Raw genomic sequence first — 16,375 nt, forward strand, 5'->3', positions numbered from 1 at the left:
CGATTTAGAACTTAGAACCTAAACCGCTAACTTTCTTTGACTCTTCACTACTTGTTAATAACTCAAGTAAATCAAGATAATGGAACTGAGCGCTGCGGCTATCACCCGTTAACCAAGAAAACCATCCTGTTTCTTGTTCTGCTTTCATACATTGAGCAGAAGATGATGATACGTTAAGCGTATTGCATGAGCAGCCAGACGCCGCTGCTAAAAAGTCGTCTTCATCAGCAGATGAAAAAGATACAAACGCAGCAACCGTAAGTGCGGACGCGATTAAGATCCCTATTTTAAAAGCACGCATGAGAATAACCCTTGTTTGTGTTATTTAGACAAGCATACATAACAATTGCTCAAATAACAAACTTAATTACGGCTGAATTAAATAAAAATTTAATAAAATTAGTCTTTTAAAGTAAATTTTATGTTTATATTTTGTTTCATTTAAATGCATTTATGCAAGCAGCTGAATAGAACGATTGTTCAATTTTTGATTAAATTTACATTAATTCAATAAGCTAAAAGGATTAGCCTTGAGTAATAGCGTTTTAACAGTTAGCTGTGGTGTTTTAATCAGCTGTCGATTGGGTTACATTATGCGCTCTTCTTGCAGTCGCAAATTATGATGGAATCTCTCATGTTGGAAACATTACAAAAGTATTTAATAGCCCCTTCTATTTTATCAGCTGACTTTGCCCGTTTAGGTGAAGATGTTGATCGTGTACTCGCAAGTGGGGCAGATGTTGTACATTTTGATGTGATGGATAACCATTATGTGCCAAACCTAACCTTTGGCCCAATGATTTGTAAAGCACTGCGCGATTACGGTATTACAGCCCCGATAGATGTGCATCTTATGGTTAAGCCTGTCGATCGCTTAATTCCCGACTTTGCTGAAGCAGGCGCTTCTATTATTAGCTTTCATCCAGAAGCTAGCGAGCATATTGACCGTACCTTGCAACTTATAAAAGACAGTGGTTGCCAAGCAGGGCTTGTATTTAATCCTGCAACCAGCCTTAGCTACCTTGAGCACGTGCTCGATAAAGTTGATGTAGTGCTATTAATGTCGGTTAACCCTGGCTTTGGCGGCCAAAGCTTTATTCCTCATACCCTCGAAAAGCTTCGTCAAGCGCGTAAAATTATTGATGACTCAGGTCGCAATATTCGTTTAGAAGTTGATGGTGGCGTTGGTGTTGATAACATTGCTGAAATTGCAGAAGCGGGCGCTGATATGTTTGTTTCAGGCTCAGCGATTTTCAATCAACCAGATTACAAAGCGGTTATCGATGCGATGCGCAGCGAGCTTGCAAAGGTTGAGTCATGAAATACGATGCGGCATTTTTCGATTTAGATGGCACCTTAGTCGACAGTGTTTATGATTTATACATTGCGATGAATCTGACTCTAACTGACCTCGCATTTCCGGTTGTTACACAAAAGCTAGTTGAGAGCTGGGTAGGTAATGGCATAGAAACACTTGTAAAGCGTGGTTTAAGTGGCGATATGCAAATCAGTGAGCATTTAGATGAAGCCCTTACTGAGCGTGCAATTAATTTGTTTTATCAGCACTATGACCAAGTTGTAGGTGACTACAGTGCGCTTTATCAACATGTAGAAACTGGGCTTGCTGCACTTGCTGGTATTCCTAAAGTGGTGATCACCAATAAGGCACGTCGTTTTACCGAAAAGTTACTTGATAAGCTTTCACTGACTAGTCATTTTCAGTTGATTGTATGTGGTGATGATATGGCAAAGAAACCATCACCTGAGCCTTTACTATTTGCTTGTCAGCAATTAGATGTCAGCCCAGCCAAAGCGGTTATGGTAGGCGACTCAAAAAGTGATATTTTGGCAGCAAAAGCTGCTAAGGTTGACGTTGTCGCACTCAGTTATGGCTATAACCAAGGTGAAAACCTCGCTGATTTCAATCCAGAGTACCTCTGCGAGAATTTCTTAGATATAATACCCGTTCTTACCCAAAGGTAAGTGCATTTTAATTTCGTCTTTTTAGTTTAGTAAAAATATAAAGGAACATCATGAGTAAACCAGTAGTGTTAAGTGGCATTCAGCCAACCGGTGGTATGACAATAGGCAACTATGTTGGCGCTATTAACCAGTGGCTTAAGCTACAGGAAGACCACGAAAGTTTCTTTATGTTAGTAGATTTACACGCCATTACTGTACGCCAAGATCCTGAGCAGCTACGCTCGCGCGTGCTTGACGGTATTGCGCTTTATGCTGCATGTGGTATCGACCCAGAAAAAGCGGCGTTATTTGTACAATCTCAAGTGCCAGAACATGCACAGCTTAGTTGGGTTTTAAACTGTTACGCTCAAATGGGTGAGCTTAACCGTATGACGCAGTTTAAAGATAAGTCTTCTAAGCATGCGAATAACGTTAATGTGGGCTTGTTCTCTTACCCTGTACTGCAAGCTGCAGACATCTTGTTATACCAAGCAGATCAAGTGCCAGTGGGTGAAGATCAAAAGCAACACCTTGAATTGACACGTGATATCGCAACACGTTTTAACAACCTATACGGTGACGTGTTCAAATTACCTGAGCCTTACATTCCTGAGTTTGGCGCGCGTGTAATGAGCTTACAAGATCCGCTCAAGAAAATGTCTAAATCAGATGAAAATCCAAACGGTTACATCATGTTATTAGATGAGCCGAAGAAGATTGAAAAGAAACTGAAGAAAGCTGTAACCGATTCAGACGAGCAAGCTCGTATCTACTTTGATCGTGAAGAAAAACCAGGTGTATCAAACCTACTTACTTTATTATCAGTCGCAACTAAGCGCTCAATTGAAGACTTAGTGCCTGAATATGAAGACAAAATGTATGGTCACCTGAAAAAAGACACTGCAGCAGCGGTCGTTAATATGATTGAGCCAATCCAAGCGCGCTTTAAAGAAATTCGCGAAGATCAGTCACTACTTGATAGCATTATGAAGTCAGGTGCTGAAAAGGCGAGTATTCGCGCTGAAAAAACATTAAAAGCAGTCTACGATGCGGTAGGTTTTATTCCTCGCCCGTAAGCTTGCACAAATTATTGAAATAAAAATACCGCTATAAAGCGGTATTTTTTTATTAAAAACTCAGCACAATTAAAACAGTAAACAAGCAGATAAGTGCGGCAGCGGTTTTGTCTGTTTTTTCCATTTTTTTACTCCTCATCAGCGCTCAACTGTGCAATCACGTAGCCTTTACTTTCTAACAAGGCTAATAGGCTATCTTCACCGGCCAAATGAGCAGCGCCAACAAGTACCAACTCTTTTTGCTGATCAGTAAAGTAATCCTCAATATGATTAAGCCAATTCAAATTACGTTGCTTAATGAGTATTTGGTAGGTGAGGGGATCATGTTGTTTTAATGGCATGATAGTTAGCTCATTCATTGCGTGCATATCGCCATTGCGCCATGCATCAAGCATTGCACTGTAAAGCGCTTGGTAACTTGATACTTGAGCTAACTGTGACTGAATAAAGGCATCTTCGTCTTGGCTGCCTAATTGCTTAAAAAGGTGTAATTGAAATGCCAAGGTTTCGAGGAAAGCTAATTCTTTGCTGTCTTGTTTGGCTCGCTTTGCGAAATAGCTATCAACACCTTCACCGAAAAGCTGTTGCTTTTGTAGTTCTAGCGACATCATCAGCAAGCTCACCATAAAAGGGCGAAAGCTGTCGAGTTCGCTAAGTTGCATATCGTATTGAGTAAGCTGTGCTTCTAATTGTTTTTTTACTGTTGCAGAGAGCTTACTACTTAATGTTTCACCAGTTTGGTAGCTTAGTGCTTTAAGCATAGTAAGTTGTGCTGAGCTATTACTTGGCGCTGGCATATCGGCTTCAAGTACTAGGGTATCGGCTTGTTTATATGCTTGATTAAATTCGGCCGGTAGCGGTAGTTCCTTGGGCGGTAAAACATGAATTGACCCGGCAATGTAAATAAATTCATCACCTTTACTTACCTGCCAAACGGCACTTTTTGCATTACAAATACTCGTTGTTAACAAGCATGATGCAGCAATTGTTGAGAGCAGTAATTGAGTTAGTTGTTTCATTCTTTTAGCCTGTTAATTGAAAAAGCTTGCCCAATGTTCTGGGCAAGCAGGGCATTACTTGTTGAGTTTTAACTCAATTTGATGGTCAACTTTTTTGTTCATTTGCTCGATAGAAACCTCGATAGATATCTCAAGATGTTGTTCTAATTTTTGAGTATCTTGGCTATTAAATAAGGGGTTTGGCAGTGTAACAACAAGCGTGCTTACTGCGAGTATCGACACTATTTTTAAAGCTGAGTTGCTCATAACTTTATTCTCTTAATTGGTTGATTAGTTTTATCAGCGAAGCAAAGTTGGTTGGTGGCCCGTTGATGGAAACTACAATAGCGAGGAAAGTTGCTTGAGTCGCTTATCTAGTTCTAAGCGATTTATATATAAGGTTTTAAAATGTTAACTTAAATATTTTCAATAGTTTAAGTGTAATTCTTATGAGAGGAAATAAGGTTTTAAATCATTTTATTTTTGTGTTTTTGCCTATTGATGATAATTTGAATGTAGCAAATAGGAGCTTGGAGGCTTTGATATGGGTTTTAAAGTAAAACATTATGCGGCTAAAACTGTACCTGCGAATAGCTCATTAGAATGGGAGCTAATACCAATCCGCAATAATACTTAATCATTTTGAGGGATTAAACCTGTCGCTATCTGCGTTAAAAATTTCTGATTTAGAACAACTAAATAACGAAATTTTTGCCTTGCTATCAACGAGGTTTTCTTGCCTCAAAATAGATCACTTAATTAAGCGAATTGGTATAATCTTAACTGAACTTATCATTGGTAGCCTTTGTGCTGCATTCGCAAAGATCGGCTATGATGCTACTATGTTACTTATTTTTATACCTAATTTAGTAATCGCCTTAGTTTGCTTTGGTTTTATTGGGCTTTCGATATTTCATTTCATAAGAGAAAAACGCAGTAAGCCAAGCGAGTAATATTGATTGCTGCGCTATTTTTCTACAGGGGTAACGCCTGGCGAGTCACAAGCAATAACTTCAAATCGATAGCCATACTCAGCATGGTGATCAGGGGTTACTTGCACTATTTCGTAATCATTCAGCTCAACGGCTTTACTGTTTTCTGCTTTTAAACAGCGTGAATAGCTATCGGCTTCAAAGCTGTAAGCAAACATCGCAATTAAACGTTTGCTACGCTCAAAGTAACCTTTGGTATCTAGAAACTGACGAAGGTTTTCGGCGGTTTCACTGTCACCTTCTATATTGACGTCTTGGTTAGGGGTTGAGTTTTGTGTACTTTCAGGAAGTTGTTGTTCGAGTTTTTCACCGAGTTGTTCGACTGCTTTTTGCTGCTCTTCACCTGATTCTTTAGCAATAACTTTGCTATCTAAAAAGGTGCTAACCATATTATCGAGTACTTCTTCAGGTGGCTTATCATCAAGGAACGAAATTAGGTTAATAAAGACCACTGACGCTAAAACAAAGCGCACGATGGCAGTTAACAGTGGTGAATAGCTTTGACTAATAAACTTAACTCGCTCAGAGCCAAATGGCTTTATTAGCAATAAAACAAAGATATAGAAGGGTAAAAAAAGTTGAAATAACAATAAAGTACCTAAGGTTATTCCCATTGCCCAAGGGGGTAAATATAAAAGGGTGGCAAAGTTATGGGTGTAGTTAAAATGACTGGAAGACACATGAGTCACATCATTAACTATGCCGCTCGCACCAGCTAATACAAAATTAGCGATACTGGCATAGAAGATTAAAATCAGTGCTTTGCCGGCAAGAGAGTGCCAAAGTTGGTTAAACTTGGGCCAAAATTCAATAACAAGCGCAATAATGGTGATGGTGGCACTTAACCAGCCCGATTGCAGAACAATCAGGCTGCTTAATGCTAAAAGATAGAGCTTTTGTGCGGTACTTAAGTTAAACCAAATGGCTTGTAATCGTTCAACCAGCCTCGTTTTATGAGGCTGCCAGCTACGTTGCTGTTGTTGAAACTGTTTATTAGCGCGCCATTTTGCAATTTTTAAATACCTACGCACGCAATATCCTTTTTATAGTAGTGGTTTTAAGTACCTTCCTGTGTGTGAACGCTCACACTCGGCAACGTCTTCAGGTGTACCAGAAATTAAAATTTCACCACCGCCAGAGCCACCTTCTGGGCCTAAGTCGACAATCCAGTCAGCAGTTTTAATCACATCAAGGTTATGCTCAATAACAACAATGGTATTACCGTGATCGCGTAAGCGGTGGAGTACTACTAATAATTGCTGAATATCAGCAAAGTGTAAACCCGTAGTTGGTTCATCAAGGATATATAAGGTTTTACCGGTATCGCGTTTTGAAAGTTCACGAGCCAGTTTCACACGCTGCGCTTCACCACCGGAGAGAGTCGTAGCAGCTTGACCTAAGCGAATATACGACAAGCCTACATCCATTAAGGTTTGCAGTTTACGTGCAATAGCCGGAATTTTATCAAAGTAGTCACGGGCATCTTCTACGGTCATTTCGAGTACTTGGTGAATGTTTTTACCTTTGTACTGTACTTCAAGGGTTTCACGGTTGTAGCGCTGACCTTTACATACATCACAAGGTACATATACATCAGGTAAAAAGTGCATTTCTACCTTGATCACGCCATCACCTTGGCAGGCCTCACAGCGACCACCTTTAACGTTAAAGCTAAAACGACCGACCTTATAGCCACGTGAACGGGCTTCTTGAGTACCCGCAAATAGCTCACGAATACCGGTAAAAATACCGGTGTAAGTTGCAGGATTTGAACGCGGAGTACGGCCAATAGGGCTTTGGTCAATATCAATCACTTTATCAAAATGATCTAGACCCTTGATTGACTTATACGGTGCCGCTTCTGCGGTCGTTGCGCCATTTAACTCGGTATGAGCCAGTTTAAATAAAGTGTCGTTGATAAGTGTCGATTTACCTGAGCCTGACACACCGGTGATACAGGTCATTAAGCCAAATGGAATGCGTAAATCAACGTTCTTTAAGTTGTTACCTGTGGCACCAAATAACTCAAGCCATTTGTCGTTGGTTTGATGGCGAGCCTCCGGCACTTCAATTTTCTTCTCACCAGAGAGGTACTGACCCGTGATTGAATCTTTACTGGCTAGAATATCGTCATGGGTACCTTGTGCAATAACATGGCCGCCATGAACACCGGCACCCGGGCCGATATCGATAATATGATCCGCAGCGCGAATAGCATCTTCGTCATGCTCAACCACAATGACCGTGTTGCCTAAATCGCGTAAGTGAATAAGGGTTTTTAGTAGGCGGTCGTTATCGCGTTGGTGCAAACCAATTGATGGTTCATCCAATACGTACATAACACCAACAAGACCTGCACCGATTTGACTCGCTAAACGAATACGCTGCGCTTCACCACCCGACAGGGTATCGGCACTTCGCTCAAGTGATAAATAATTAAGGCCTACATTAATTAAGAAAGATAAACGGTCACGAATTTCTTTGAGGATTTTTTCGGCAATTTGGGCGCGCTGACCAGTTAGATTCAAACCATCAAAAAATGCCATGCTTTCACCAATACTCATTGTGGTGATAGCTGGCAGGTTTGTTTGGCCAATAAATACGTGACGAGCTTCTTCGCGTAATCGAGAGCCATGACAGCTCGGACACGCTTGGCTTGTTTGGTATTTAGCAAGCTCTTCGCGAACTGAGTTTGACTCGGTTTCACGGTAGCGGCGATTCATATTATTTAAAACGCCTTCAAACTCATGGTTACGCGTAATTAAATCGCCACGGTCGTTACGATAGTTAAAGGCAATTTTAGTCTTGCCAGAACCTTCAAGAATCACCTTTTGCGCATCTTTTCCAAGCTCTTGGAAAGGCACTTCTAGGTCAAACTTATAATGTTCTGCGACTGCTTGCAGCATTTGGAAGTAATAAAAGCTGCGTTTGTCCCAGCCTTTAATTGCACCGCCCGATAAGCTTAGCTCAGGGTTTTGCACAACACGGTTTGGATCAAAATACTGACGCACACCTAAACCATCACAGCTTTGACACGCACCCGCAGGGTTGTTAAACGAGAATAAACGCGGCTCAAGTTCACTCATGGCATAGCCACACGTTGGGCAGGCAAAATTAGCAGAAAACAGCATGTCTTCGCTGAGTGAATCGTCCATTGCCGCTACATGGGCAATACCACTTGATAGCTCAAGTGCCGTTTCGAATGATTCAGCTAAACGCTGTTGCTGACCATCTTTTACTTTAAAGCGGTCAACCACAACCTCGATAGTATGCTTTTTATGAAGCTCAAGGGTCGGTGGATCTGATAAGTCACAGACTTCGCCATCGATACGGGCGCGAATAAAACCTTGGCTTGCGAGTTGCTCAAGCAGCTTAACGTGCTCACCTTTACGATCTTTTACCACTGGTGCTAATAGCATTAGCTTACTACCTTCTGGCAGAGCTAAAACCGTATCGACCATTTGGCTGATAGTTTGTGCGGCAAGTGGCAAGTCGTGAGTAGGGCAGCGTGGCTCACCTACACGGGCAAATAATAAACGAAGGTAATCGTAAATCTCGGTAATAGTACCGACCGTTGAACGCGGGTTATGTGACGTTGATTTTTGTTCGATAGAGATAGCTGGCGATAAACCTTCGATGTGATCAACATCGGGTTTTTCCATTAGCGATAAGAACTGTCTTGCATACGCTGACAGTGATTCAACATAACGACGTTGCCCTTCTGCATACAAAGTATCAAACGCTAAAGACGATTTCCCTGAACCAGATAGGCCAGTGATAACTATCAGCTTATCACGGGGAATGGTTAGGCTGATGTCTTTTAAATTGTGCGTACGGGCGCCTCGGACTTCAATGTTTTCCATGCTATCTCGTTTTATTACCTAATTATTTTTTCAGTATCTCATAATACGCGATAAGATTAATCCTTGATCAAAGAAAAAATCATCACTTACAGGTGATTATTTAGTTTTCGCTTGTGGTAGAATCCACGCTCAAATTTTAATAGACAGCAAGATCAGTAATTCATGACAGCATCTTCACTCAACTCTCGAGAAAAACGCGCTGCCGTTTCGTTGGCGAGCGTCTTTGCATTCCGTATGCTTGGCCTATTTATGCTGATGCCAGTATTGGCGATTTATGGTCAGCAATTAGAAGGGTTTTCGCCGCTTTGGATTGGCTTTGCTATTGGTGCTTATGGTTTAACGCAAGCCGTGCTGCAAATTCCTATGGGTTGGTTGTCTGATAAAATTGGTCGTAAAAAAGTGATTATTGGTGGCCTTTGTGTGTTTGCACTTGGCTCTGTTATTGCGGCAACCGCTGAGTCTGTGCAAATGGTTACGCTAGGGCGTGCACTACAAGGCATGGGGGCAATTGCCAGTGCCTTATTGGCGCTTGCTTCTGATTTAAGCCGTGATGAACAGCGTCCGAAAGTTATGGCCGTTATTGGTATGTGTATTGGTATGAGCTTTGCCATTGCTATGCTACTAGGGCCAATTGTTGCTGCATCGTGGGGAGTTGCTGGAGTATTTTGGCTTACTGCAGGACTGGCCATTTTAGGTATTTTAATTGTGTTGTTTTTAGTGCCAAATGCTGTCAATAAGGCGCCAAAAGGTGACACACTTGCTACCCTTGATGATATTAAGCAACTAATTAAACATCCACAATTAGCACGCCTTGATTTTGGTGTGATGCTGCTTCATCTTACATTAACTACCGTATTTGTAGCCTTACCGGGCCAGCTGATAAAAGATGGCTTAGTCGCAGACCACCATTGGTATTTATATATCCCTGTACTGTTTTTAGCGTTTTTCTTGATGGCACCAATGATGATTGTGGCTATTCGTAAAGAAAAAGAAAAACAAGCCTTTATTGGCTCAATCGCGCTGCTTGTTTTAAGTATGCTCGCGATGTCGTTATGGGTTGATTCGGTGATTGGCATCGGTATTTGTATGTTGGTTTACTTTATTGCTTTTAACTTTTTAGAAGCAACCATGCCTGCACTTGTTTCGCGTATTGCCCCTGCAAACCAGAAAGGTTCTGCGATGGGAGTATTTTCATCTACGCAGTTTTTTGGTGCCTTTTTAGGTGGTTTATTAGGGGGTTACGTTGCTCAAGCATTAAGTGCGCAAGCAGTGTTTGCGGCGGCGGCACTTGTTGGGGTAATATGGCTTATCCTTGCTTGGAATATGCAAGTCCCACCAAGAAGTAAAATAATTAGCTTAATGACTGAATTAAGTTCAGAGCAGCAGGCACAAGCGCTTGCTTCTCGTCTTGTTGCTTTACCGGGCGTAATTGAAGCAACGGTTGTCTGTGATGAAAATCGCAGCTATTTAAAGATTAATGATAAAGAATTTGACCTAGACCAAGCACGCAAAGTGGCTGGTTTAATCTAACGTTTTATAGGAGAAGTTCCATGGCACGCGGTGTGAACAAAGTTATCTTGGTTGGTAATTTAGGCCAAGATCCAGAAGTACGTTATATGCCTAATGGCAATGGCGTAGCGAATATCAGCATTGCTACGACAGATAGCTGGAAAGATAAAAACACAGGGCAAATGCAAGAGCGTACTGAATGGCACCGTGTTGTGTTATTTGGCAAACTAGCAGAAGTTGCTGGTGAGTATCTTCGTAAAGGTTCACAAGTATACATTGAAGGTCGTTTACAAACGCGTAAATGGACTGATCAATCAGGCCAAGAAAAATACACCACAGAAATCGTGGTAGACATGGGCGGTCAAATGCAAATGTTAGGCGGTCGTGGTGAGCAGCAAGGTGGTGGCTATCAAGGTGGTCAATCACAAGGCGGTTACCAAGGTGGTCAACAACAAGGTGGCGGTTACGGCGGTGGTGCACAGCAATCACAAAGTAATAATAGCTATGCTCCACAGCAACAGTCTGCGCCAGCACAGCAGCAACAGCGTCCACAACAGCAATCTGCACCACAACAACAAAGTAATAACCAATATGGTGGCGGTTATGGTCAGCAGCAAAGCAGCGCACCTCAACAAGGCGGTTTTGCTCCTAAACCACAAAATGCACCACAAGGCGGCGCATCAAACCCAATGGAACCACCAATCGACTTTGATGACGATATTCCGTTCTAATTGCTGATATAGCAAAACTATGTAATTAGTTTTTAAGAAGCCCCGCATAAGCGGGGCTTTTTTATGTGCGAGAGTTAATGCTTAACCTAATACCAACCCGCAATAATACTTAATCATTTTGAGGGATTAAACCTGTCGCTAACTGCGTTAAAAATTTCTCATTTAGAACAACTAAATAACGAAGTTTTTGCCTTGTTATCAACGAGGTTTTATTGCCTCAAAATAGACTACTTAATTAAGCGGATTGGTATAAAAGCAATTTGATAGGCCGAATTGGCTATATTCAAAACCTGGTCTAAGTTTATAGAACCTTAATTCCACAACTTTATTATTAACTATGCAGCTTTTAAGGAAGATTAGTTTTCAACAGGCGCTTGCAGCGGTTATCGCTTTTGCTTTGGTTGTGATGTTTGCAGCGTCTTATACTGTTATCAATGAGTCGCTTGTTAGAAAAAGCACAGTTGAGAAAGATGCTGTATATATACGTGAAGCTTTAATGATTGATGAGATAGCTCACGAAACGGCTGTTGAAAGAGGCTTAACGGCAGGCCTAATTGGCTCTGGTTATAGTCAAAATAAAGAGCGTGTTGCACAGCAGCGTGTAGTGGTCGATAAAGCATTTGATAAATTTGCCCGTTACACTCAGCAGCATAAGGTTTCATCAACACTATTCAATGCGGTATTAGCAAAACATAAGAAAATCACTGAGCTGAGAGAAAGTGTCGACAAGAAGCAAGGTAAACAAGCGTTTGTGGTCTATTCTGATTCAAACAAGTTTATGCTCGATGTTGCCAACAGACGAGTCTCACAGGTCAAACAAAGTGAGGCAATCGCCTCTGGTCTTGCGATAGTCGAAATGTCTTTATTGAAGGAGAGGCTTGGGCAAGTGCGAGGTAAAGTGAATGGTGTCTTATCTTCCAAGTCTATTTCTGAGAGTAATCAAGTCTTAGTCAGTAGCTATTTTCACAATATTGAAGAAACCTTGTTTTTGCTTTCTTTAACACTTACAGATGAAGCTGATAAAAAATGGCTAGCAGAATTGACCAACTCGCAAACTTATCAAGATGTAAAAAACATTGTTGAAAAGCTTAATCAAGAAAGTGGTGAGTTATCTTTAAACTACCCAACACCATCAGATTGGTTTGCTCACTCCACTGAGTTGATAGGTAAGGTCCGTAAGCATATTCTAAATAAGCAGCAAGCTTTAGAGTCGCTGATTGAGCAAAGTCGTAGTAGTGCAAATACTAAGGTTTATGCCACTAGTGGCTTTGCCATTATTCTTATTGGTTTGTTCTTTGCTTTTGGGTTATTCGTTATTAAGTCGCTGGCGAGAAAAGTAACTAGGGTTAGAGATGTGATTAGCACTATTGCTACCAGCCATGATTTAGCGGTGAGAATTAACGATGATTCGAGTGATGAAATTGGTGCAATCTCCAGAAGCGTTGATGAGCTCGTCGATGCGCTTACCGATTTAATTAGGCAAGTTCAGCAAGCAAATAACACCAGCGAATCCAGTGTTCAATCATTGATCACATTTGCTAAAGAGCTATCTGAGCGTGTTGAAAATATTAATTCAACGACCGCAACATTGCATGACAACTTCACTAGGCTATATAGCCAGATAGAGCAAATAGCAGTATCTGCAGAAGAGAGCTCTAAAAATACGATAAAGGCGAATGATCTATCTGCAAGTACTAAACAAATTATTGGTAGGAATAAAGCAAGTATTAGCTCGTTGTCAGAGTTAATACAGCAAGCCCATGAACAATCAGATGCCCTAAGTGCTAAAACAAACAGTATTCAATCTGTACTCGATACGATTTCGAGCATTGCAGAGCAAACTAATTTACTTGCATTGAATGCGGCAATAGAAGCTGCTCGGGCAGGGGAGCAAGGCCGTGGCTTTGCTGTTGTAGCCGATGAGGTTCGTGGTTTAGCTACACGTAGCCAAGACTCTACATCTGAAATATCTTCAGTACTAGATGATATAAAACAGCAGGTTCAGCAGTTGCAGGTGTATATGGAAAATACCACTGACTCAACGCAAATGGTTAGTGATAACAGTGAACAAGCGTTATCGAATATAGATACCTTAACAGCGAATATTGCTGATGTGAGCAGTCAAACAAATACGGTATCCGATGCAATTGAATCGCAAAGTCAGCTTGCTGAAGAAGCGAGCAAAGCAAGTCAAAATATCACTTCAAACATGCATGATGTTCAAAACGAGTTAGCGTTACTTGAGAAGTTAATTACAGATTTAGAAAATGCACAGCAAAGAACATCCGATGCCCTAAATGTGTTTAAAGTTGATTAGCAACTGCGTTGATTTGGAGAAGCTTTAGCACTGCAAACTTTCTTACTACTCTTTAAGTAGCAGTTTGTCGGTTACAAAATAATTCTCATTAACTGTTTTTGCTAGGTGTTTAAAATTACAAAACTTTTGACAGCGCTGGTTCTAGGATATTTCTGATATTGCTTTAAATCGCCCTGCAGCCTTGTATTTATAGGGTTCTTGAACAACACTTTGTATATGTTTAAGCAACTAACCTGTGAAATGAAACGAGACTTAGCTTCACAAATAAGGCAACCGGTGGCCATCTATGTGGCGGCCGCTTTTTTGCTATTAGTTGTTTTTAATATTTTCTTAAGTGATGTGTTGCACGACAAAGTTCATCGCACCGGTACAGAGCTTGCCAAACAAGTGTATGAATTAAACCTCGACCCGATTGCCTCGCAAGATATTATTGCTACCTTAGTTAAAAGCCAAGGCTTTGCAATGAGCGCTAGTGATGTACCACATAACTTTGCAAACTTTATCGACTTAGAGCAAGAGGTGTTTAGCTATAAAACGGTTAATTTGCGTTTATTTCATTGGCCTTCTTGGTTGGTCGAAAGTCACTTATTTATTTTCCTAAATTTAATATTGCTTGGCACTGGGTATTGGGGCTTCCGCTGGTGGAAAAAAATGTTCAAGCAATTAGCAATAACAGAAAAACCGCTGAGCAAACCATTTGAACAATTAAACACCCAGGTTACAGCCAAAAAAGTTGCATCACCTAAACCATTAGGTCATCAGGATTTAAATATTTTGTATGGTGTGCCAACAAACTATAACCATTTGTTTGCGCTATTCTTTTGGAAGAATCCTTTCCCTGCTAACCTCGACGTTGATAATTATTTTAAGTTAGTCATTGCAAAAGGATTTGGTGAACTTGTAAATCGCTCTGTGAAATTATTGCCATCGGGTGGTATTGCTGTGACCTTAAACAGTGTGCCTGCCACCGAAGTTGATAAATACACTAAACGATTACATCAGGTTATATATCAAGCTTGTTTAAATTATCGTAGTGACTTGTCTCGTGCTGATATAAAAATTGGTGTGTGTAATTACCGCACAGGGGCTGATCAGGCCGTGGTTTATCAGCTTACTAAATCAGCATTAGCGCTGGCGAAACAAAGTGCTTGGCAGCACATTCATCGCTTACCCTTTGGTCATACGCAGTCCAGCATGCTTGCTGATAGTAAAGAACACCTATTTGAGTACATAAAGAAAAAACATTTTATGTTGTTTTTTCAGCCTCTGTTCGACTTACAAACAGGCGATATTTTACAGCATGAGGCGTTGATCCGTATTCGCCACAAGAGTTTAGGCTTGCTTGCGGCTCGGCATTTTATTCCTCACATGAGTAGTAAAAAAGATGTCTTGTTATTGGACCAAACTGTGATTTCTCAAGTGAAGAAAATGCTGCTGAACGAAACGGGCTCATTAACGGTGAGTATAAACTTACACGCAATGAACTGGTTTAATGACGAGTTTTGGCTGTGGTTTAAACAGCAAATGGAAGGGTTTAATAGCGCAGACAAATTGCAATTTGAACTAAGCGAAGACGATTATCTAAAACAGCATAAAAAGCTCAGTGAACAGTTTGAATGTTTAGAGAAACTGTCTGCTGGTATTGTTATTGATAACGTGCGTAGCGCAGAACATATAGCAACTTATAGAAATATCAAAAATGTATGCAGTATTAAGTTAGCATTTGAACTGATACACAATATAGATACCAACACCCAACAGCAAAAAATTGTAAAGCAAATAATTTCTAAGGGTACTGAGCTAAACTTTCCTGTTTATGCGGTTGGAGTAGAAACACAGAACGAACTTGCGACCTTAAAAAACCTAGGGATCATTGCGGCTCAAGGCTTTTACTTTGCTGAGCCATTGCAAAAACTGGCGGATATTACACCTTACAGCTAGTCAATTAGCCCTCGGTACTTAAGGCCGTCTAAACCTTGTAGCCCACCAGTGTGCACTGCAATGATATGCGTTCCTTTACTAAAGTAACCTTGCTCTATTAATTGCCAAACGGCATAGAGCATTTTGCCGCTGTAGATTGGCTCAAGCGGGATTACGTGCTGCTCACTGAAGGTTTGGCAAAATTGCCATAAGTCATCGCTAAATTTTCCGTAGCCGCCATCATGAAAATCACATAACAGTTGCCAGTTTTGTTGTTGTTTAGCTTTATTGCTGAGTAGCTTAATTTCTTCAATTAAATAGTCCGCTTGCTTTAACACTGCGACACCTAACAGCTTTGTATGCTGCGGTGCGCCTTCAATTAACCCTGCTAATGTGCCGCCACTACCGGTTGGGCAAGCTATCACATCACAACTTGGTAAGCTTTGCGCTAATTCTTTGCAGCCTAAAAGCGCAGCAGCGTTAGTACCGCCTTCTGGCAATATGTAAGCATTGGGGAATTTCGCTTGTAACTGCGCTAAATACGTTTGGTCGTGCCTTAAGCGGTAAGTAATTCGATTTACTGGGTGTAAGCTCATACCACATTGCTTTGCGTAGTTGAGTGTTGGATTTGCTTCGTCTAGCTCTGGGCCGCGAATAATACCGTGGGTTTTAAAGCCAAATAACTTACCCGCAGTTGCCGTGGCATGAATATGATTTGAAAACGCACCACCGAAAGTGAGTAGTTCAGACTTGCCCTGTTGTTGCATAACATCAAGGTTAAACTTTAGCTTACGCCATTTGTTGCCACTAATTTGCGGATGAATAAGATCATCTCGCTTGATGCTTAGCTGAATTTTACGTGCAGCTAATAAGGGGTGATGAATTGTTTGTACTGGTGATTCAAAAGAGCTATTCACGGCATTAATTTTCATAAAAAAACACGTCTAATTGTAGCAAAGTCGTCTTACAGATAGAAATTAGTCAATTAAACCAAAATGATTTTGTTA

At 40.9% G+C, this 16,375-nt stretch carries 13 protein-coding genes; 7 read left to right on the forward strand and 6 right to left on the reverse strand.

Features of this window, described 5'->3' with window-relative positions; translation table 11 throughout:
* Positions 1 to 4: 4 nt before the first annotated feature.
* On the reverse strand, positions 5 to 301 hold the full coding sequence (locus EXT43_RS14310; RefSeq protein WP_062565999.1) for a hypothetical protein: 297 nt from the start codon (positions 299 to 301) through the stop codon (positions 5 to 7).
* Between the two features lie 333 nt (positions 302 to 634).
* Here EXT43_RS14310 and rpe point away from each other — a divergent pair, with 333 nt between their 5' ends.
* Genes rpe through trpS form a run of 3 tightly spaced genes read left to right on the forward strand, consistent with a single transcriptional unit; the run spans position 635 to position 3,038 of the window.
* The gene (gene rpe / locus EXT43_RS14315; RefSeq protein WP_054563342.1) at positions 635 to 1,321 is read left to right on the forward strand and encodes a ribulose-phosphate 3-epimerase; all 687 of its coding nucleotides are present in this window, start codon (positions 635 to 637) and stop codon (positions 1,319 to 1,321) included.
* Positions 1,318 to 1,983 carry a phosphoglycolate phosphatase gene (locus EXT43_RS14320; protein WP_130167276.1) on the forward strand — a complete coding sequence of 222 codons (666 nt, stop codon included), beginning with the start codon at positions 1,318 to 1,320 and terminating at the stop codon, positions 1,981 to 1,983. Before rpe ends, EXT43_RS14320 begins: the two co-directional genes overlap by 4 nt.
* A 50-nt stretch (positions 1,984 to 2,033) precedes the next feature.
* Positions 2,034 to 3,038 carry a tryptophan--tRNA ligase gene (trpS, locus tag EXT43_RS14325; protein ID WP_054552798.1) on the forward strand — a complete coding sequence of 335 codons (1,005 nt, stop codon included), beginning with the start codon at positions 2,034 to 2,036 and terminating at the stop codon, positions 3,036 to 3,038.
* Between the two features lie 128 nt (positions 3,039 to 3,166).
* Here the strand turns inward: trpS and EXT43_RS14330 are convergent, their stop codons facing one another.
* The 4 genes from EXT43_RS14330 to uvrA form a co-directional block, all read right to left on the reverse strand.
* Positions 3,167 to 4,057: a TraB/GumN family protein gene (locus EXT43_RS14330; RefSeq protein WP_130167277.1), complete on the reverse strand. Its 891-nt coding sequence runs from the start codon at positions 4,055 to 4,057 to the stop codon at positions 3,167 to 3,169.
* A 54-nt stretch (positions 4,058 to 4,111) separates the two neighbouring features.
* Positions 4,112 to 4,303, reverse strand: coding sequence for a hypothetical protein (locus EXT43_RS14335; RefSeq protein ID WP_062565996.1), 192 nt, complete (start codon positions 4,301 to 4,303; stop codon positions 4,112 to 4,114).
* A gap of 700 nt (positions 4,304 to 5,003) precedes the next feature.
* Positions 5,004 to 6,059 (reverse strand): hypothetical protein, encoded by a 1,056-nt coding sequence (locus EXT43_RS14340; RefSeq protein ID WP_130167278.1) that lies wholly within the window; start codon positions 6,057 to 6,059, stop codon positions 5,004 to 5,006.
* A gap of 12 nt (positions 6,060 to 6,071) precedes the next feature.
* On the reverse strand, positions 6,072 to 8,891 hold the full coding sequence (gene uvrA, locus EXT43_RS14345; RefSeq protein ID WP_062565993.1) for an excinuclease ABC subunit UvrA: 2,820 nt from the start codon (positions 8,889 to 8,891) through the stop codon (positions 6,072 to 6,074).
* 162 nt (positions 8,892 to 9,053) lie between these two features.
* Here uvrA and EXT43_RS14350 point away from each other — a divergent pair, with 162 nt between their 5' ends.
* The 4 genes from EXT43_RS14350 (at position 9,054) to EXT43_RS14365 (ending at position 15,389) form a co-directional block, all read left to right on the forward strand.
* Positions 9,054 to 10,421 carry an MFS transporter gene (locus EXT43_RS14350; protein ID WP_062565992.1) on the forward strand — a complete coding sequence of 456 codons (1,368 nt, stop codon included), beginning with the start codon at positions 9,054 to 9,056 and terminating at the stop codon, positions 10,419 to 10,421.
* Positions 10,422 to 10,441: 20 nt separating this feature from the next.
* Positions 10,442 to 11,131 (forward strand): single-stranded DNA-binding protein, encoded by a 690-nt coding sequence (gene ssb / locus EXT43_RS14355; protein ID WP_054563349.1) that lies wholly within the window; start codon positions 10,442 to 10,444, stop codon positions 11,129 to 11,131.
* A gap of 337 nt (positions 11,132 to 11,468) precedes the next feature.
* A complete protein-coding gene (locus EXT43_RS14360) occupies positions 11,469 to 13,448 on the forward strand; it encodes a methyl-accepting chemotaxis protein (RefSeq protein ID WP_130167279.1) in 1,980 nt (659 codons plus the stop codon).
* 276 nt (positions 13,449 to 13,724) lie between these two features.
* Entirely contained in the window at positions 13,725 to 15,389 is a 1,665-nt protein-coding gene (locus EXT43_RS14365) for an EAL domain-containing protein (RefSeq protein WP_165385107.1), read from the forward strand.
* Here EXT43_RS14365 and EXT43_RS14370 read toward each other — a convergent pair.
* A complete protein-coding gene (locus EXT43_RS14370; RefSeq protein ID WP_130167281.1) occupies positions 15,386 to 16,300 on the reverse strand; it encodes a pyridoxal-phosphate dependent enzyme in 915 nt (304 codons plus the stop codon). The genes EXT43_RS14365 and EXT43_RS14370 overlap by 4 nt on opposite strands.
* Positions 16,301 to 16,375: the final 75 nt, after the last annotated feature.

The sequence above is a fragment of the Pseudoalteromonas sp. CO109Y genome (genome assembly GCF_004208935.1).
Taxonomy (GTDB): domain Bacteria; phylum Pseudomonadota; class Gammaproteobacteria; order Enterobacterales; family Alteromonadaceae; genus Pseudoalteromonas; species Pseudoalteromonas shioyasakiensis.